A 19,218-nucleotide genomic window follows, 5' to 3' on the forward strand; every position below is an offset into this window, starting at 1 on the left:
GCCGCCAAAAAGCAGGGCTGCCAGTCTCATAATAAACATATGATCCATATTCATAAATTGATTTAGATTTTTCCAGTAAGCGCATCCTTTACCAGTCTTTTAGCTTCCGCTATGAGAGCCTGTTTCGGATTCACCATGAAACGGAACATCCGGTAAGACACATCCAGCATCTTCCTCTCGTTTCTGAATTCTTTCTGCAGGATGGCGGATTTGGCCATGCTCATCGTCTCGTTCTTTCCCGGAACATAATGGTAGGTATGTTCCCTGCCGTCCTCGTAATACTTGTGTGTGGCCTTGTAACCATACATACTGATGAACCGGTCCGCACACCGGGATTTCCACTCCATGTGTTCGAAGCCCACCATGACTTTCTTACCGTTTAGTTCATTAAATGAACCTTTGCTTCTTGCTAATGGTGAAAGTCTTACTGTTTGTGTCACATCGTTCCGTGACACGATGATATGTACATGAAGCTGTAGCCCGGGCTTCCTGTCCCCTGACTTTGCCTGTCCCTCCTTCACTTCCTCATCACTGTTCCTGTAGTGGCGTTCCGTTTCCACCCTCCCAAAATAAACAAGATCCTTTCCTGATTTTATCTTCTCCCTGCGAAAATTCTCCGCATACAGGTCCATACAGTTCCGGGAGTAATTCTTCAACTCATGAATGACTTTTTCCTGTTCCTCCACGGTGAGCTGTTCAAATTCCGTCACCTGCTTTCCTGTAACCTTCCGGATCAGATGAGCCGCTTCATCCTGTGAGGGATTGATGGACAGCATATAGAATTTATCATCTCCTTTCATCAGCTTCTTATGGTTGCTGTCAATCTTTTGCATGACCGTCACCGGTGGTACATAATCCTCCTCATGGGAGAAGAAAGTGTCATAATAAGGTTTGTCTTCAAGACTTTCCTTCAACAGATATTCCACCAGTGCCCGGCACCTATCCTTGTTGTCGCATACACAGGGTGTGTTGACCGGTTTATGTACCTTTACAAACATTCCACCTGGATTTAGTTCTGATAATAATCATAAGGTTCCTATTGAAATTTCTTGAATACAGATTCATGTATGATACTGCATTTTTTTCAACTCACCGCCTGTCGTCCTCTGTTCCTTCATTGTGACAGCCCGAACTTCATAATCCCCTTTCAGATAATTCGCCGGACTATATGGACACTTCATTCTGTAAAGGATTGCTGGAAATATGGTAGAATATGCCATTCTTTTTTTTGATTGTTGCCAGCCTTCCGCATAAACCACATTGGCGCCATATAATATTTTCTTGTGAAAAAAAAGTATCATACTTTCTCTGTTCAAACTGTATTTCCACTTCGGATGAGTCGGTACAGGACGGGCCATTACCTGTTTTATGAGCATATTTCCTTTACTTTATATAACAACATTTCCAGATAAACCGGTGCGACAAAATAATCTGTTCCTTTTTCCGCCTTCTTGAAGTTCTTCTGGTCGAAAGCGTTTTCCAGCAGCCTGACAACCTGTCCCAATTTGTTTCTACCTACCACGTCAGGAGCACTTGCTTTTTTCAAGCGTTCCACTTCCGCTTTCAGTTGGGTGACCTGTTTGTCTGCCTGTTTCAGCAGATCATCACTGTGCGCTTCCGATGCAGGAAGCAGCTTGTCAATCTTATCTTTTTCTATGGCACGGATGATTTTGATGATCCGTTCGATTCCCTGAAGTTCCAGTGTCTTGAACTTCCCGTTGATTGATGTTCGGGGATCCACCCCGTTCCGCTCAAAGTAGGACAGCATTGTCTCAATGAATTCACTGGCCGACACGCTTCCTTTCATTTCGTCCAGATGCTGTTTCACATCTGCGGTTAACCGAATTGTCGTATTGAATTTTTTTTCCAAAGCAGTCATATTTTTTATATGGTTTCCGCAAATGTAAGTGGGAAGCAGTATAACGTTTTTATACTCAGACCATATTTTTTTTGTAAATATTATATCTACATTGTAAAGCACTGATTTACAATATAATAATTTTACATTGTAAATATTGTGTTTACAATGTAAAAGTCTGTAAAATAGACACTTATCTAGTTAAAATTTACTAAATATAAATATTCTATTTACAAAAAGTCTAATAATCAATTGATAATCACGGCTCTGCGTGATTTGGTTCATGGCTTTGCCTGAACCCTGCTTGCTCTTCCTTATTATTTTTTCGATGAAAAAATGGAATTTCTCGGGCAGAGCCCTTTCCAAAGAAAAGAGAAAAGACCATGCGGAATGAAATGAATATAAAAAATATGTGACAGAAAAACGGATATATATTATGTCCATACAGGAACAAACTGCAAGGTCATATGGCAGATACGGATGTGCGCCGGATTTCAGGTCTTGAAAGACACGGAGAAATCCGGAAAGGCACTGGCATTGCCATTTTGTAAGAGGTTCCTTCGGAAGCTATCGGCAAGTGGCCGGTGGACAAACCGGAAGACAATACGGCAGACTTTATCAAACCGATTCTGAAAATCAAGAAAAGTACAATATCTGTTTCTGCATAATCTTCCCGAAAAAAAGAAAATGAACAATACCTGACAGTCAATACTTATGGGTTGCCGATAGAAATGCGCATGAACATTCCTGTCCATGAACGAATAAAAATATAGGTAATCTGAAAATGATGGCGGAGAACCGGACATGCCTGGTAGCGTCAAGAAGGAACAAAAAGAAGCGGCAGGATTATTTTGAATCGTCCTCTTTTTCCACGAATCCGATAGGTATACATTCTAAATTGCCGTGTCACTTTTTTTTAATATCCATTCAATATATATATCCATCCAATACTTAATGTCAATACATTAAAGTGTTTTAATATTAAAACATTAAAATATCAAAATGTTGAAATATTAAAACTTTAGTCATAAATACCTGTACATGAAGTCATGCAGGTGTTGTTTTATGATATTTATTTACCCATACATGTTATATTATCATCAAAAATATCAGACACCTAATTCTGTAACCCACACTTGAACTTATGTGGAAAATCAATGGATATTCTTTTTTTCAAAGGAATGCTGACGGTTCAATTTAAAAACATTTTAATATCAGAATATTTTAATTTTAAAATTGTTTGATATTTTAAAATTAAAATATTACAACATTAAAATATTAATACGGACAGGTATGGAGTTGTAATCCGTATCTTTGCCCCATGTCCTTTTAGAAAAAGGAAATATGCCATCATGCCTCCTAAAAATGTCTATATTTGCGTTTCAATAATATAAATGATATGGACAGAACTAAGGACGCATGCAGACACCAATCAAACAACAGAGTCATCATGTGGTACAAAATAAGAGAATTATATTCAAAAGGATTTAACAAAAGTCAGATTGCGTTCCAGCTTGGTCTGCATAGAAGTACGGTGCGCCGGTACTTGAAAATGGATGAGGACACATTGACTGCAAAATTGCAGCATCGCAGGCGATATCCCCGCATACTTGACAAATACGAAAGTTATGTCTGTGACGTTCTTTCCCGGTACAGGTTCCTGTCCGCCTCTCAGATTCATGACTGGATGAAGGAACAGTATCCTGATCTTCCTGTTGTCTGCGGGAAAACCGTATACAATTTTGTGGAAACTGTACGTCGTAAGTATAATCTGGACAAGGAGGGGCTTTCCAAACGTGTTTATGAGAAAATGCCGGATACCCCTTACGGGGAATATGCCCAGATGGATTTCGGAGAAAGCCGTATGCCCACATACAGGAACGACTTTGTCAAAGTTTATTTTTTTGTCATGGTGATGAGCCGTTCCAGGCAGAAGTTCGTGTATTTTTCCTGTACGCCTTTCACATCAGCCCTAGCCGTATATGCCCATGAACTGGCTTTCGCATATTTCGGAGGGAAGCCAAGAAGGATAATCTATGACCAGGACAAAGTCCTGCTGGTCAGAGAAAACCTGGGTGACCTCATATTGACAAGAACATTCCGTGCCTTTGTCAACGAGCAGCATTTCCAGCCCGTGTTCTGCCGTCCTGCTGATCCGGAAAGCAAGGGAAAAGTGGAAAATGTGGTCAAATATGTCAAGCGTAACTTTCTTGCCGGACGGACATTTAACAGCCTGGAAGTCCTTAACACCGAGGTCCTGCAATGGCTGGAAAAAACAGGAAACGGCAAGATACATGGAACCACACGCCTGGTTCCGGCTGAGGAATTTGAGATTGAACGGAAATATCTGTTGCCATACTATGGAGAACCGGTGCCCCCCAAAGACGAGCCGAAAGAGTATCATGTCCGCAAGGACAATACGGTACGGTACCGGACCAACTACTACAGCGTGCCCTCCGGCACCTATAAAAATCGGAACACCGTTGTATGGCTTCTTGAGAATAACGGACATATCGAGCTGTACGACAAAGAGAGCGGTAAACTCATATGCAGGCATGAGTTGTGTCCCGGAAAAGGGAAAAATGTATGTGACAAAAGACATCATAAGGACAAGACACGGAGTGTGAATGACTTGCAGGTCCGGATCCGAAAGCGGACGGAAGATGACCCCACCGTTATTCTGTGGCTCCGGAATCTGGAAAGGGAAAAGCCGCGTTATTACAGAGACAATATGAAACTGCTGCTTCATGTTATATCCGAATACGGCAAAGAAACAGTGATAGCAGCCCTGCGGACCTGTCTGGAAAAAAACATATACAACAGCCTTTCCGTGCAGGAAATATCCGGCTCAATCCACAGGAGTAAGGACAATATGAACGGGATGACTTTCCAAGCTCCGACATCCATTCCGGAAACAGCGGACTGTCATCCTGAAAAAACAGATATAAACCAATATAACAAGTTTTTTGAATGATACAAAGTGAAAAATTGAAAGCACACGCCAAACGTCTGCGGCTTTACAACATTGCAAACCGCATGGACAGCATTCTGCATCATGCACAGGAAGAAAAACCGACCTACCCGGAATTCCTGTCCCTGGTATTAGGCACCGAAGTTGAGATGAAAGAGAGGAAAGACTACGAGAGACGCCTTGTTGCGGCACGTCTGCCCCGAAAACATGATCTTGACGAATACGACTACAATTTTTATGAGGGCATAGACCGCCGGCAGATGAAGGAGCTTCGTGAACTGGTATGGCTCCGTGAAGCTTATAACCTGATCCTGATGGGACCATCAGGGACTGGAAAAACATTTCTGGCAGCCGGTCTTGTCTTTGATGCGGTCAAGGCCGGTTACAAGGCATACCTGATGACAATGGAGGATATCGTAAATTGTCTCAGACTTAAAGACATCTCAACTCCGGCCATGATGACTTATAACAAGATTCTGCGCGCACAGCTGCTGGCAATAGATGATATCATGCTGTTTCCTGTGAAAAGAGAGGAAGCAACTGCCTTCTTCAACCTGATAAACACCCTACATGAGAAGACATCCATCATCATTACAACCAACAAGGCACCTACAGAATGGGTAGAAACATTGAATGATGAAATCCTTGCCAGCGCTCTGCTTGACAGGCTGCTTTATCGATGTGAAGTCATCAAGTTCACCGGCAGTAGCTACCGGTTAGAAAACAGGCAGACGATTTTCAAGACTACAACAAAGCCTTAGTTACCGGTGTATTCTGTGGCATATTTAACTTTTCTAAAAAAAGGCACAAGAAAATTTGCAAATTACAAGAGGTGTTCGGCCTTGCCGGCGGCGGCAAGAAGCACTTGGGAAGCATCAAGGAATGGAAGCACGGAGAAGCTACCGGGAAATTCGGCGGCCGCCCGAACGGTATCACCCGTGCCAACGACAAGATTTATGTCACCCACGAAGGAAGCCGTACCGAGATTTTTGATGCGAAGAGCCATCAGTTCCTTACCTGCATAGGCAATGGAAGCTGGGGAACAGGGCCCACGCAGACCGTACATGCCTTCGATGTGCTGCTCTACAAAGGGCTGGTCATGATACACGACAAACGCTACGTCAACTTTGTAGAAGAGCAGGCTATACAGTCCGGAGTGACTCCGCGGATTTATGTACGTTCCGAACATCTGGGCGAGACAAACGGCACTTACGGCATGGCGGTGGACGAACAGACCGGCCTGCTCTACTCCACCCATCCCGCCAAACGCATAGACCTGTTCGCCCCTGACGGGATACGGGAAGGAGTTTCACCCAAACGCACCGGGCAACTGGCTTATAAAAATGTACCCTACGACTTGGATTTCTACGAAGGAAGGCTGTTTGTAAGTTCCAACGGCACAGAAAAGTTCTGTGAGGTCAATCCCCGGACGGGAGAGATCATGAAGGACCATACCACCATCGGCGGCATCACCCTGCAAGCACCTGAGAAATTCTGCATCCGCCGCCACACGCTGTTCATCACCGACCGCGTGAAAAACGGGACATGCGTTTACGCCATCCCCATGAGTGAGCTGAAATAAATATATACCTATATAATATAGTAAGAACAACATGAAAATATACGCTTATATCCTGATTGTGCTGTCCGGAGTCCTGACGGCACAATGCAGCAAAGTCACCCTGGATGAAATCTGCGGCTACCCCTCCGCTCCCGGCGGAGGAAACGGGGAAGGAGAAGGAAACGGGGATTATAACAGTTACTGGTATTACTCGTATGAGGCGGCGCAGCTGATTGATGCGGAAACCCTGGGTATGGAAACGGCCGAGGATTTCACCCCTTATACCGTCGCCCATCTGGGGGATACCCTTTTCATCGCAAACATCGGAAAGGCAGGCAGCAGCCTGTTGCTGTTCAGTATAAAGAAAGGTGAACGGCTGGGAACCTTGCAGAGCTGGCAGCACGACGGCGGGGAGAAGAGTTTCGGAAGTCAGATAGAAGCCATCGTGCCGTCGGGCAACCGGCTGTATGTGGCCGAACGCCAGTCGCGCATCCATGTATTCCGGTTGCCGGAACTGTCCTACCTCACCTGCATAGGCAACGGGCAATGGAGCGGCCCCGTATTCCAGGCACAGGCCATGACGGTAAAGGACGGGCTGATTTTCGCACGCGACAAGAACGGAATGGTCAGCATTTACAAAGAGGAGGATGCCACCCCGGAAAATTACCAGAAGGTGAACCGCTACCGCCGGGCATCCGGCAACGGCAGTCCGGGCAACAACGGCTTTGCCAGCCATTCCATGCAGCCCGATGCGGAAGGGCATCTGCTGCTCACGGATTATGAAGGGAAGAAAATACGGGTGCTCGATCCGGCACTGGTCAACGATGATATGGCAAACAACGCTTCCATCGATCTGGACGACCTTTCCCTGTCGCCCGGCTTCAAGCCCAAGACACTGGCGTTGTGCGGCGACCGCTGGTATGCTACCGGTGACAATGATGCCATCAACATATACGAACGCCAGTCCAACGAATGGAGCAAGAAAATAAAAACTGTAAAAGGATATGCTTTTTCCCAGCCTGCCCGCATCTATGCGCAAAACGACTCTGTGCTATGGGTTTCGGACACGCACAGTTCCAAACGGACACTGGTGAAAATGCTGGTGCATAAGGGAGAAATACGGGAATAGAGGTTCTATTCCGTTCTTTATCCAGAATGTGAATGACACGAATGGCGCAAATTGGGTCTATATCTCTGATTGGCGTCATTCGTGTCATTTTCATTCACATATATCAACCTTGCCAATCTTTCAATGCGACTGTCAACAGGAGCCGGTCGTTCACTTGCCATATCGATTACGCAATCGGGGAAGCCATTCTTTTTATCTGGCCGCACTCCATCACAATCCCCTTTCAAGGCTCCCCTATCGCCCCCACAATCAGCTGTACCTGAGCCGGCATATAGGTACGGCAGCTCAAGCCACTGCCCATCTTCTCCAGTTTCTCCCTGAGGTGAGGATAATAGTCAATCCAATACTGCAACTTACGGTAAGCCACCTGCGGATTCAAATCCGGGAAATAACACAGGGCCAGTTCGGTGCGGCCATACGTGCGTATCTCAAAATTCTCCATACATTCCATACTTTTTATTTACTTCCATAAAAGTACGAAAAACGGACGAGAAGAAAGAATGTTTTTCCAACAATAATCAACTAGAATCAACTGTTATCAACTACAACCCACCGGAATCAACTTTCCGGAATCCGCACATCGTATCTTTGTAATGTCGGGACGATGAAGGCGAAAGATCTATAATCTTACAGCTGTAAGATATAGGATCTTACACGTGAAAGATAGGGTTCTTTCAGCAGTCGGAAACCAGTGGCTGACGGTTAATGGACAGTGACTGACGGCAGACTGGCTTCATTCCCCGGCAACAGTGTTTCTTAATTCTCAATTATCAACTTTTAATTTTAACAGATTATGGTAAATTACAGTATCGTTATGCGTAGCAATCCGATGGACTCGGATGCCGCCAAGAAGGCTTACGCCAGTGCACAGTATTCGGAAGTGATGGACATCAACCGCTTTGCCGAGCACATCGCCAGCCACGGCTGTGTGTACAAGCGCGCGGACATCGTGGCCATCCTCACCATGGCGGTGGACTGCATGAGGGAACAGCTTCTGGGAGGACAGAAGATACAGCTGGGCGACTTGGGGGATTTCTCCATCAGCATCAACAGTATAGGAGCGGAAAGCGCTGCCGACTACAACCCTGCCATCCACGTCAGAAAGCTGAATGTGAACTGGAGTGCCGGAACACGTTTCCAGAACTTGCAGGAGGAAGCCGTGTTCAACCTGGTGGCCACGCGCAAAGCGGCCCGACTGGTGGTGAAGGCGCTGAAAGCCGGAAAGACCAGTGTGGATCTTACCGGAGAGGCGAAGGAGCCGGAAAACGGAGGACAGGCCTGACGGAACCCCTGTATGACGGAAGCAAGGCACGACGCTAAAGGCACGACGCTAAAGGGCTGAATGTGCCCCTGTGACAAGCCGTTTTCATTGGGGTACATTCAGCCCTTGGCTTCCATTACAATTCACTTATTATCAACCTCTAAAACAAAATTCCAATGAGTTCAAGAACAAAGAAAAACACCTGGACACTGATTCTGAAAGTAATTATCACCGTAGCCACCGCCGTTGCCGGCGCACTCGGCCTGAACGCCTGTATCTGATGATCATGAGAACCATCACCCTGATTATTATCCACTGCTCCGCCACCCCTGAGGGGCGGAGGCTGGATTTTGAGACTTGCCGCCGGGACCACATCCGCCACCGGGGCTTCACGGACATAGGATATCATTTCTATATCACCCGTGACGGAGAGATTCACCGCGGACGACCTCTGGAAAAGGTGGGAGCGCATTGCAAGAACCATAACCGGCATTCTATCGGCATCTGCTATGAAGGAGGACTCTCGGCGGACTGCACACCTGCCGATACGCGTACTCTGATGCAGAAAGGAAGTATGCTGGCACTGTTGCGCGAGCTGCGCCTCCTGTTCCCCAAAGCGTTGATAGTGGGGCATCATGACTTGAATCCCGTGAAGCCGTGCCCTTGTTTTGATGCTGTAAAGGAATACCGCTTTTAAGGGAAGCTTTCTCCAAAGATAGGGTTTCCAATGAGAACCGTTCGTTTTCAAAGAGGTTTCTTCAAAGATAACGTATCCAAAGATGATTTCTCCAAAGATAGGGTTTCCTAATGAGAGCCGTTCGTTTTCAAAGAGGCTTCTTCAAAGATAACGTATCCAAGGATGATTTCTCCAAAGATAGCGTCCCTTTCCTCCGCTTTGATTTCCTGACCCTTCATTCAACTAATCTTTTCATTTAACAATAATAAAAATGAACTATCTGATAAACCAACTCATGACCGTGGACAAAGCCTTCTACCGTCATTATCTGGAAATGCTGCTCACCCTGAACCGCATCCAAGCCCTCACCCCCTGGCAGATGTCCATGCTGCTGTGGAGAGCCAAGATTTTCCATATACAGGTGCTCTACCCCGAACTGCTGCGCATCAGCCTGTGCACGGAGCAGGAAAAGGACGAGATACGCTTTATGAAGGGATGGAAACTGAAAGAGCTGGAGAAAATAATGCCCGCATGGCAGCGACGGCAGTGCGAGGAGATAAAACGGGAACGGTGGAGAGGATTTTAGTGGCTAGCGGTTAATGAGGAATGAGCAGTGATCACTGAGGAATGACCAGTAATCAGTAAAGCCTGCCGGCAACATGATCTACTTGTAAGCAACTTTTAAAGGGGGTATGTCAAAATAAAATGACTACTCCGAGAAGTTACAGACTGTAACTACAAAACCTAAAAGGCGAATGTCAAAACTCAGTTTTTGAAAACATGAACTTACAATCTGAAATTTGAGCATCCTAAAAGACTAAAGAAAGGGTCGTATCATTACTCCATACAGAGCTTGATACGATCCTTTTACGTGTTATAATTACTATCTGTAACTTTTCGGGGTTGTCCTTTTTGTTTTGACATCTCCCTTCTCCTATCCCCAAGTTATTCAGGAACAGCAACATTCAACTACTTCATTCCCCCTCATTAAACCCCAGGCCCTGCTGTTCGGGCTTCAGCTTCTCTGTCAGGAAATTGGTATGCTCCCACTTCGGTTCGGGCGGATTATGATCCAAGGTCCTCTCCTCGGTAGGCGTGTAGCGTCCGTTGTAAGTGCTGAAGGCGAAAAAAGCATCTCCCGGTCCGCCCAGATGGTCGAAACGTACCTTGGCCACACGCACCAGCACCTGCCCCAGCTCATCGTTACGGTCTACCACCATTCCATAATCCGTCTTGTTGAAAAAGGCTGCCGAGCCGTTGATATCATACAGCGTGGGCACAGGCCAGCGTTTGCTTCCCGGTTCGCGGCGCAACTTGGTGGGGTGCGCCACCAAAATGAGCAACACCTTGTGCTTCACGGCAAAATTGGAGAACTCGTCGAAGATGCGGCTGATGTACTGCGTTTCCGTTTCCCAGTCGGGAATCTGATGCTCGAAGCGGTTGAAGGGGTCCACCACCAGCACCTTCACTCCTTTCCGGCTCACCAGTTGGGCGGCAATGCGGAGCACGCTCTCTACCGAGAAGTCCTCTTTCGGCATAATGGAGAAGACACTCTGTGCCAGGTAACGGATGGCCTGTCCGGCTTCCGGCAACGGCATCCCCTTGTGTTCGAAACGCTTGCCCACCACGCGGCGTATCAGCTTGCGGTAGTGATAGGCCAGCGGGGTATTCTCCGGGCTGAAATAGCCCACCTTCCAATCGTGGCGCAGGAGCAGGCGCATGGCAATTTCGTCCACAAACTCGCTTTTTCCGCTGCCGGGAACGCCTGTGACCGTGAGCACAAAACCACGCTCGAACTTGATCAGCCGGTCCAGATTCTCCAGTCCCGTATCGGCTCCTTCCGGCATTCCGTTGTAATAAATATCCATCAGCGTATCCCATTCGTCCATGGGGCAGAAGACTCCTTCCAACGGGATTTCCGCCGCCTGCTCCACCTGCTGGCGGAGCCTCGGAAGATCGTACTTCAACAGATACTCGTTGGCATCCTTGCAGCCTTCTCCCCAGGCCACCACCTTGCAGCGATCCACGCCCAGGCGGCGCACCAGTTCGTCGCGTAACTCCACTCCGCGCTTGTCGGTATCCATGGCCAGGATGATTTCCGCCTTGTCATCGAAGTGCGACTCCACGAAGCGGTCCAGCCACTGAAGGTTCGCGCCTCCGGCTCCGTTGGGTACGGACACCACCTCTTCCAGTCCTGCGGCTATCAGGCTGAGGGCATCTATCTCGCCTTCGGTGATGTAGCACTTTTCCTTTCCTTTTATGGCGTCTATGTTCCAAGGAATCAGCTCGGCTCCTTTCACCATCTTGAAATGCTTTGCGGCATCCCGGAATTTCATGTTTTTCATTACTCCGTCCTCCAGGTAAGGGAAGCAGATGCAGGCTTCTTCCTTGCCGGTCTGCGGCAGGAATTCCAAGCGTTCCTCTATCTTCATCCTTGTCAGGACGTCCATCGGAATACCTCGTCTGTCGACCATGTATTCCATCATTTCTCCATTCATAATTTGTTTGTTTTTATTAATTACCGGGCATACGTAATGTACAGGCGGTTGCAGGGGGATGTGCGGCTTGCGTTGCGACCTGTTATGGTGCTGCGATGCTGCATCGTGGTGCTGTGCCGTGTTATGGTGCTGCGGTGCTGTATCGTGGTGCTGCGACGTGTTATGGTGCTGCGATGCTGCATCGTGGTGCTGCGACGTGTTACGGTGCTGCGGTGCATCCTTCTGCTGTTTCTGCCGTTCCCGGTCTTGTTGTTTCTGTTCTCTTTTCCACATCTCGTCCTCGTTCCACGCTATGGCGAAATCACAATGAAAGCATTTCGCCCATCCCCCTTCACGGGTGATATGCACACTGAACGAAGGATCTTTGGGATTGCTTCGCGTTGCGGAACATTCAGGACAAGGCATACGGAAATGGTCCTTTCTGCGCGGCAGGCTTTTCAGCCACCGCACATAGTCTGCATGTTCTTCGCGCGTCATATCCAGCTCTGTTTCAGGTTATCCCAGGTGGCACGTCCGTTGGGGCGCGGGGGTGCATCGGCAGGAAGAGGAACTCCGCAATACGAACGTTCGCCGGTCAGCGGATTGTACGTTTCGTAGGGCGAGAACGATGTCGATTCATTCTGCATCCGGCTTCTTTCTTTCAGCTTTTCTTCCAGAAAAAGACGGGTGGGCTTTCCCGGACGGATATAATTAGCAAAATAGGCTTGCGCTTCGGATACGGAAGTAATGCGTTCCGTACTTCCTTGAACCACAACATGTTTTTTAAACATGGAACGAATAAAGGGAAGATTGTTCAGAAAGTCTCCTTTCAACCCCGACATCATTCCCACAATTTCCACCCAACTTTGAACTTTGAAAGCTTCATTGATATAACACTCCCATCGCAACATCTCTCCGCTCTTTTTTCCGGAACAAAATTTCATGTCGTCGTCGATGCTGCCGTTTGTTTCTATGATGTCTACATCATCTTTCTTTTTCTTCTCTCCTCTATTCTTTTCTTCTCTTATAAAGCTTTGCTTAAAGCTTGCTTGCAAATTCTTTCCATAGCACTCATTATCAACACTTTGAATCACATTTTTGACTGAATTTTCATTTGTATTTTTTGCGGTCGTATTTTTCATACTTTCCGCACTACTTTTCACGTTGCTTTCCGTGCTGTTTTCCTTGTAGATTTCCTTATTATAATCCGAATGGATTGGCTTGCTGCTCTCCATGCAGACAGTCTTGTTACTATCCACATTCCTGCTTTCCATATAAATTCTCTCCTTGCTATCCATACTGGGTGCACCACTGCTTTTCAGGTAGACTTCCTTGTTATTATCCATGCAAGATGTATCACCGTTTTTCATGTAGGCTTCCCCGTTATTATTCACACAAGATATATCATCGCTTTTCAGGTAGGCTTCCCCGTTATTATCCATGCAGGGCGCATCATTACTTTTCGTGTAGATTTCCCCGTTATTATCCATGCAGGGCGTATCATCGCTTTTCGTATAGATTTCCTCGTTACGATCCATGCAGGACGTATCACCGTTTTTCATGTAGACTTCCCCGTTACAATCCACGCAAGGTGTATCATCGCTTTTCAGGTAGGCTTCCCCGTTATCATACACGCAGGGCGCATCATTACTTTTCATGTAGATTTCCTCGTTACGATCCATGCAAGATGTATCACCGTTTTTCCCTTCGTTGATTCTGCCCCTTCCTATTGTAGACGCAGTTGCTTTTGCAGATGCTTTCACCGTACTTTTCTTACTGCTTCTCCCTCCCTTACTGCCGGCAGCGGCACGTTGCTCGGAAAGTTTGCTCTGATATCCCATCACCTCGTCCAGATACAGACATCGGAAATACCCGTCCTCTGTAATGAGAAACAAATCGAAGTCCTTAATAAGATGTTGCAGATTTTCCACGGTAGCTCCCCACTGATCGGCCAGCAAATCCAGTTCGTTAAAATCATGTTTGTATTCCTGCTGTTTTCGCAGAAACAATATCGTTTCAAGATACAACCCCAGCCCCATGCATTTCATGTCGGCATTCAGCTTCATCATTTTGTAATCCGACATCAAGCTGCAATTCAGCCGGATAAACTGCTCTGTATAATCCATTTCTTTTGTGTGTTAGTATAAATATAACGCAAAGGAACGCAAAATATAAATAGGGCGTTGCTCACAAAAACAAGCAATTGTTAATAAACATTTCCTATCTTTGCCGAGACATTTTGTAAGTAGCTATGTTTATGCTGTTTACAAATTATTATTTAATAATTTAATTTTTAGTAACATGAAAAAAATTTGAGATCATCAGCACTTGCATCAGTAATGCCGTGCGAAGAAGCGATTTAAACCCCAACAACTTGAACGACAAAGGTGCGATAGGCCGGTCCACCGCCACCAAAATTCGAGACGGAAAGATTGTGACTCCAAATTCTTACTTCAAACTGATGAAATGGATGGAAAAGGAGAAACCGGAGGTTTACAAAGAAGCCATGGAGCACATCCTGAAAGAACTGGGCAAGCTCAAAATGGAAGAGTAACCTCCCGGCTTCCCGGAAACGGGAATTTTCCCCGGTAAACGTGGGGAAACGGGAAACCGCCATAGAGCGCCTCTGTATGGAGACTGCCTCTATGGCGGTTTTTGCACCCAGGATGCATGGAGTTATAGTTATTTTATTTCCAACTATAAATCCTCCTTTTTACTCAAAAATTATTTTTCTTGTGACAGATAAATACAGAATTGCTGAATATTTACAACATTCACTTTAGGAAAATCTATATCTTTCAGCACATCATAATGATGGTCGTTAGTAACAATGTAGTGCGCATTGGCCGAAATGGCACAATCCACAAACTTATTGTCATCAGGATCGACTGTAATCAGATTAAAGTGATAGAATGGAGTTATCAATTCAACAAACGGACTGTTCAATATGGTTTTCACCACATATTCCGCCGTTTCATTGTCGGTAAGTCTTTGCAGAATTTCTATATATTCCTCCAATATTTCATTGGATACACAGAGCTTGTTCGTTCCGTCCACAAAGGATTGCCACAAGACATGGTAACGACTCCTTTGGGGAATGCTTTGAATAAGACAATTCGTATCAAGAACCAACTTAGCCATTGACGTTATTTTAATGAATGAATATCTATTTCAGCTATTTCATCCAGCTTTTTCTGGTCAAGAATTCCCTTATCCCAAAGTTCATCCAACTTTGTATTCATCCGTTTGGAATAATATTGAAAGAGCACCTCTTTCAATTCTTCCAGACCTTCCTGAGATTTATCGTAAGAAAACATTTCCAACAAATGCCTCTGTATGGGGTTGAATACTGTAGTTTCCATAATTATATCGGTTATAAATTCTATGCGAATATAGAATTTATAATGATAATATCCAAAATGTTTCTCATTAATTAACGCCTATGAAATACGACTCGATAAATCTTGCAACAATATCTCCCTTACACCCGATGTTCAAAATGTTGTAGAGTAAAATCTATTCCGGAGATCCTAATCGGATAATCTTTTTTATCATTTCAGATGGATTTTGAAGTAAATGCCACCAGAGAAGTATTTCCCGTTGTTCAATTCGGCAATCAGGTTGATGTGGTCTTTCCAAAGCTGGTAGTGCGCCCCGATGTTCACTGTGCGGGCGTCATATTCGGCCATCAGGTTAAGATTATTTACAACTTTAATCAAAGGCTGGTCACCGAGTAACTGAAAACGGAAGTTTGTGCCGAATGAAGGACGTTTATAATGCTCTATACCTTTGGCATTACCATATACAAATGCGGCATGAATACCCCATTCACCTATATTCTGAACATCCAAATGTTTGGTTACAGCCAGATAATAACGTGTTGCGTAATTATTGGAACCGCTTGTATTACCGGACACCAGTTCACCACCGCCATGATCGGCATGAGAAGTGGGATCGTCCAGACCAAGGACTATTTGCGGTGTCCACTCCTTCCACCACCCTTCTTTCCAAAGGCGCAGACGCGCACTGAAAGCCCGGTCCTGATTCGTGAATTTTCCCCAAGACTGTTCCGGGAAATAAGTAGAGCCATGATCCGCATGTACCAATGTACAGATATACGACACCTCCAGCCAAGGGAAAATAGTAATATTAATGTAATAATTGAAGGTATACCCCACTTCACTGCTACGAAAATGGGTGGATAACGGATGAGTATTCAAATAGTTTCCACCAAACAGAAAAGTTTTATCACGCTGCATATCAGCCGTGGGAGCATGAAGCAGTCCGGTAGTTCCCAGCAATGCCTGGGCATCAGCCCATAAGGAAACACTACACCAAAAAACGAGCAATAAGATTCTTTTCATCAAGCTACTCCTTACATATATTCCACATGAACAACAGATTGCCGATAATGTAACGTTTCCACATCCGGCGGGGTTCTTTCAATAACCGGTAACACCATTCCAGAGAATGCCTTTGCCACCAGGCGGGAGCACGCTTTACCGTTCCGGCATAGAAATCGAAAACAGCACCTATCGTTCCGCAATGGCAATGGATTTTCAATTCATGCCAATGCGTGTACGCCCATTTCTCCTGCTTGGGGGCAGTCATCCCTATCCAGAGCAAATCAGGATTTGCCTTGTTGATAGCTTCGACTATCGCCCGATTGTCCTCTTCCGAAAACTCCGGCTTATAGGGTGGCGAATAGGTTTCCACTTCGATGTTGGGATAATCCACTTTCACACGCTGTTTTATCAATGCCAATACTTTTTCACTGCTGCCCATGAAAAAACATTTTCCTCCGATAGTATTCAGCTTGTTCATCTCGAACTCGAACAGATTCCAGCCGGCAATACGCTCTGTAGGTTTGGATCTTGCATTCAGCCAACGACACGCCTTGACAATACTTGCTCCGTCGGGGATTAACACATCTCCCTGCTGCAAAGCTTCGGCAAAGAGCTTGTCTTTCTGGGCGGTGTTGTAGGAATGGGCATTGATGGTGTTGATCAGGAGTTTGCCGGAAGGCAAAGTGGTCAGCCCTCGATGGCTTTCCAACAAGGGTAAGTTTTTTAACTTCAATAACATGAATATTGTAGTTCTACCTTTAAAAATTAGTTTTCTTTTTCCTTTTGAGGAAGATTTTGGGATAATATATCCAGCATTCTGTGCTCAAATTGTTGTAGAGTAAATTCACGACAGAATTTATCATAACCGGCATTTCCCATTTTAACTCTTAATTCCTCATCATCCAACAACTTCGCAATACAATCAGCCAACGAATACGGATTCTGTTTTTCAAAAATCAAGCCATTTTCTCCATCTTTCACCATATCGGGGATGCCGCCTTCATTGGTTGAGATGACCGGCAATTTATATTCCATGGCTTCTAAAATGACCAAAGGGAAACACTCATTCATTGTTGGAAGAATGAATATATCTGCTTGTTGAAAAAAAGCATTTTTTTCTTCTCCTACTTTTCGACCGACATAAGCAACCCTATCATTCAAATCCCGTTTATCCACTTCTTCTGAAAACTGTACAGCATTAATCTCGGCTGTTTCTCCACCTACATACTGACAATTAAAAAGATACCCTTTTTCTTTCAATATTCTTAACGCATCAAGTAATACAAACACTCCTTTATTTATCAATAGATTAGAAAGAAAAAGTAGATAAGGGACTTCGTTTTTCCGTCTTGCTTCAAATTCTCCTTTACGTAAGTTTGGTATACCATTCGGACAAATATACACATCTTCTCTTTTTACATACTTGGCTATATCTTTATAAAGATTCTCTGCCAACAGAATTACTTTCAAATTGCTGAAAAAACGTTTATAAAAGAAGTTATAAACCCATTTACTCTGATAAACCGAAACGCCTTTATTGTGATAATGAGCTATGACTTTGCACCCCATACTTTTCAGCATCTGCACTACAATAAAGTCTTTAAAAAAGGCTTTTCCTCCGGCATTCGGAGTGATATAAACCAATTCGGGACGGATTTCTCTTACAACGTGAGAAATATGCTTTAGAAGAAAGAAATACTTCAACAGCTTTTTTAAACTTATATGCCCAATATCAGACAAACTTCCTGCTGTAGCTAAATTTATACAAAAACAATCGAAAGAAGAATTTACCAACTCACTTTCTTGAATGTATTTCCCCATCATGGCTGCGCCATGTATAGGTGGAGGAAGATGAAGAATAAAAAGGATTTTAGGTTTCATCAACTATCAAAATCTATAAACAAAATATATTATCCGGCTAAAAATTCGCTTTATGATGGAATGATAACCAATAGCAGAACGAAATAAGGATGGATGGATAGACACATTTTCCGGATATGTAAATTCCTTTTTTGCCGAGTTATCAAATATACAATGAAAACGACTCCAGCGCTTACAGTTTGTACCTTTCCCATCAAAACCATCATTTTGCACTTTGCTTGTAACAGGAAATAAGGAAACTTTTTTTTGTAAGAACTGAGCAAAACAAAAGCGAATAGCCCATGACTTATTCCTTCCACATTTCCAATCATTCAGCATCTTCCAACAATCGGAACCTCCCCATCGGTTAAATTCTTTTTTCAGTATGTGGTATTTATCGAAATTCTCCAACTCCCAATCCACACTATTCCAGCGATCAGCCCAAGTAGCCCATCCCCATGAACTACTACGAGTGCAGAAATAAGTATCATATGAATAATCTTTCGGCACTTTCACTTTATTAGAATATCCACAAATAGAAAACACACTCGTCTCTTCTTTGTACTTATCAAGACCTTGATTCATAAAAAAAAGAAAATTGGGTGCAAGAATAAGATCATCTTCCAAAACTATTGCTTTACCATATCGGTTGATAACTTCTGTTACACCTTTTATAACAGAATTACCAAGTCCTTTATTTTGCAATGCAAACTTATAATGAACCTCTTTAAACCCTGTTATAGATTTTACATAATCACGCACTTTTTCCACATTTTCCACTTCACCTTTTCGTTGGAAACGTGGTCCATCAACAAAAACATAAAGAACAGAATGTTTTGCTTCTTCATTCTGAAGCAAAGATTCTATTATAGCCTTTAATCCTTCTGGACGATTAAAGGCAAAAAGAATAACAGGAGTATATTCCATATTATTTATTTCAGCCCATAAAATAATAAGCTAATACCAACTTGGAAATTATTATTTCAAATCTTGAATCAAAAAGTAAGCACTCAATTTAGGGCATCCCCCTTCGAAAGGGCACTTTTCAGTGCCCTAAACCGAGTTTTGTTAATTAATTA

The 19,218-nt window shown here is 44.5% G+C and carries 20 protein-coding genes and 1 pseudogene; 9 read left to right on the forward strand and 12 right to left on the reverse strand.

Going from position 1 to position 19,218, the window contains the following annotated elements; all coding sequences use genetic code 11:
* Window positions 1-62 precede the first annotated feature (62 nt).
* The 3 genes from AB5062_RS20770 to AB5062_RS20780 all read right to left on the reverse strand — a co-directional run bounded on the left by AB5062_RS20770 (window position 63) and on the right by AB5062_RS20780 (window position 1,879).
* Window positions 63-998 (reverse strand): DUF5712 family protein, encoded by a 936-nt coding sequence (locus AB5062_RS20770; RefSeq protein WP_057098996.1) that lies wholly within the window; start codon window positions 996-998, stop codon window positions 63-65.
* A 63-nt stretch (window positions 999-1,061) separates the two neighbouring features.
* Window positions 1,062-1,376 carry a hypothetical protein gene (locus AB5062_RS20775; RefSeq protein WP_229058014.1) on the reverse strand — a complete coding sequence of 105 codons (315 nt, stop codon included), beginning with the start codon at window positions 1,374-1,376 and terminating at the stop codon, window positions 1,062-1,064.
* Window positions 1,367-1,879, reverse strand: a complete 513-nt coding sequence (locus AB5062_RS20780; protein WP_117597330.1) for a BfmA/BtgA family mobilization protein — start codon at window positions 1,877-1,879, stop codon at window positions 1,367-1,369. The genes AB5062_RS20775 and AB5062_RS20780 overlap by 10 nt, the downstream gene beginning before the upstream one ends.
* A 1,378-nt stretch (window positions 1,880-3,257) precedes the next feature.
* On the opposite strand from AB5062_RS20780, the gene istA reads away from it, so the two are divergent.
* From istA to AB5062_RS20800, 4 genes and pseudogenes are all read left to right on the forward strand, one after another.
* On the forward strand, window positions 3,258-4,832 hold the full coding sequence (gene istA, locus AB5062_RS20785; protein WP_032953431.1) for an IS21 family transposase: 1,575 nt from the start codon (window positions 3,258-3,260) through the stop codon (window positions 4,830-4,832).
* Complete coding sequence (gene istB, locus AB5062_RS20790; protein WP_032953426.1) at window positions 4,829-5,590, forward strand: IS21-like element helper ATPase IstB; 762 nt, start codon at window positions 4,829-4,831, stop codon at window positions 5,588-5,590. The genes istA and istB overlap by 4 nt, the downstream gene beginning before the upstream one ends.
* 68 nt (window positions 5,591-5,658) lie before the next feature.
* Window positions 5,659-6,411, forward strand: a pseudogene (locus AB5062_RS20795) (hypothetical protein); the annotation flags it as partial.
* Between the two features lie 31 nt (window positions 6,412-6,442).
* Entirely contained in the window at window positions 6,443-7,519 is a 1,077-nt protein-coding gene (locus tag AB5062_RS20800; protein WP_032952805.1) for a hypothetical protein, read from the forward strand.
* A 223-nt stretch (window positions 7,520-7,742) separates the two neighbouring features.
* Here the strand turns inward: AB5062_RS20800 and AB5062_RS20805 are convergent, their stop codons facing one another.
* The gene (locus tag AB5062_RS20805) at window positions 7,743-7,961 is read right to left on the reverse strand and encodes a DUF4248 domain-containing protein (protein ID WP_032952811.1); all 219 of its coding nucleotides are present in this window, start codon (window positions 7,959-7,961) and stop codon (window positions 7,743-7,745) included.
* A 351-nt stretch (window positions 7,962-8,312) separates the two neighbouring features.
* Between AB5062_RS20805 and AB5062_RS20810 the strand changes: the two genes are divergently transcribed.
* From AB5062_RS20810 to AB5062_RS20825, 4 genes are all read left to right on the forward strand, one after another.
* A complete protein-coding gene (locus tag AB5062_RS20810) occupies window positions 8,313-8,801 on the forward strand; it encodes a DNA-binding protein (protein ID WP_117616099.1) in 489 nt (162 codons plus the stop codon).
* A 155-nt stretch (window positions 8,802-8,956) separates the two neighbouring features.
* The gene (locus tag AB5062_RS20815; RefSeq protein WP_005851569.1) at window positions 8,957-9,061 is read left to right on the forward strand and encodes a smalltalk protein; all 105 of its coding nucleotides are present in this window, start codon (window positions 8,957-8,959) and stop codon (window positions 9,059-9,061) included.
* A complete protein-coding gene (locus AB5062_RS20820) occupies window positions 9,061-9,477 on the forward strand; it encodes an N-acetylmuramoyl-L-alanine amidase (RefSeq protein ID WP_007846495.1) in 417 nt (138 codons plus the stop codon). Before AB5062_RS20815 ends, AB5062_RS20820 begins: the two co-directional genes overlap by 1 nt.
* 250 nt (window positions 9,478-9,727) lie before the next feature.
* Window positions 9,728-10,042, forward strand: a complete 315-nt coding sequence (locus AB5062_RS20825) for a hypothetical protein (protein WP_005851565.1) — start codon at window positions 9,728-9,730, stop codon at window positions 10,040-10,042.
* A 388-nt stretch (window positions 10,043-10,430) separates the two neighbouring features.
* On the opposite strand, the gene AB5062_RS20830 is transcribed toward AB5062_RS20825, so the two are convergent.
* Together AB5062_RS20830 and AB5062_RS20835 are read right to left on the reverse strand one after the other, a co-directional pair.
* Complete coding sequence (locus tag AB5062_RS20830) at window positions 10,431-12,431, reverse strand: DnaB-like helicase C-terminal domain-containing protein (protein ID WP_008671268.1); 2,001 nt, start codon at window positions 12,429-12,431, stop codon at window positions 10,431-10,433.
* Window positions 12,428-14,059, reverse strand: coding sequence for a DUF4373 domain-containing protein (locus tag AB5062_RS20835; protein ID WP_117694637.1), 1,632 nt, complete (start codon window positions 14,057-14,059; stop codon window positions 12,428-12,430). The genes AB5062_RS20830 and AB5062_RS20835 overlap by 4 nt, the downstream gene beginning before the upstream one ends.
* Before the next feature lie 248 nt (window positions 14,060-14,307).
* Here AB5062_RS20835 and AB5062_RS20840 point away from each other — a divergent pair, with 248 nt between their 5' ends.
* Window positions 14,308-14,487, forward strand: a complete 180-nt coding sequence (locus AB5062_RS20840) for a hypothetical protein (protein WP_008782394.1) — start codon at window positions 14,308-14,310, stop codon at window positions 14,485-14,487.
* Window positions 14,488-14,657: 170 nt separating this feature from the next.
* Here the strand turns inward: AB5062_RS20840 and AB5062_RS20845 are convergent, their stop codons facing one another.
* The 6 genes from AB5062_RS20845 to AB5062_RS20870 form a co-directional block, all read right to left on the reverse strand.
* Entirely contained in the window at window positions 14,658-15,074 is a 417-nt protein-coding gene (locus AB5062_RS20845; protein ID WP_012055946.1) for a putative toxin-antitoxin system toxin component, PIN family, read from the reverse strand.
* 5 nt (window positions 15,075-15,079) lie between these two features.
* Window positions 15,080-15,295, reverse strand: a complete 216-nt coding sequence (locus AB5062_RS20850) for a hypothetical protein (protein WP_041174498.1) — start codon at window positions 15,293-15,295, stop codon at window positions 15,080-15,082.
* Between the two features lie 189 nt (window positions 15,296-15,484).
* Entirely contained in the window at window positions 15,485-16,297 is an 813-nt protein-coding gene (locus AB5062_RS20855) for a YjbH domain-containing protein (RefSeq protein WP_012055948.1), read from the reverse strand.
* Between the two features lie 4 nt (window positions 16,298-16,301).
* Window positions 16,302-17,018, reverse strand: coding sequence for a WecB/TagA/CpsF family glycosyltransferase (locus tag AB5062_RS20860; protein ID WP_007846488.1), 717 nt, complete (start codon window positions 17,016-17,018; stop codon window positions 16,302-16,304).
* Window positions 17,019-17,044: 26 nt separating this feature from the next.
* A complete protein-coding gene (locus tag AB5062_RS20865; RefSeq protein WP_057280503.1) occupies window positions 17,045-18,160 on the reverse strand; it encodes a glycosyltransferase family 4 protein in 1,116 nt (371 codons plus the stop codon).
* 6 nt (window positions 18,161-18,166) lie between these two features.
* Entirely contained in the window at window positions 18,167-19,066 is a 900-nt protein-coding gene (locus AB5062_RS20870; protein WP_012055950.1) for a glycosyl transferase, read from the reverse strand.
* Window positions 19,067-19,218 lie beyond the last annotated feature (152 nt).

This window comes from Phocaeicola sp. RTP21359st1_B8_RTP21360_211022 (assembly GCF_040911965.1).
Classification (GTDB): Bacteria; Bacteroidota; Bacteroidia; order Bacteroidales; family Bacteroidaceae; genus Phocaeicola; species Phocaeicola vulgatus.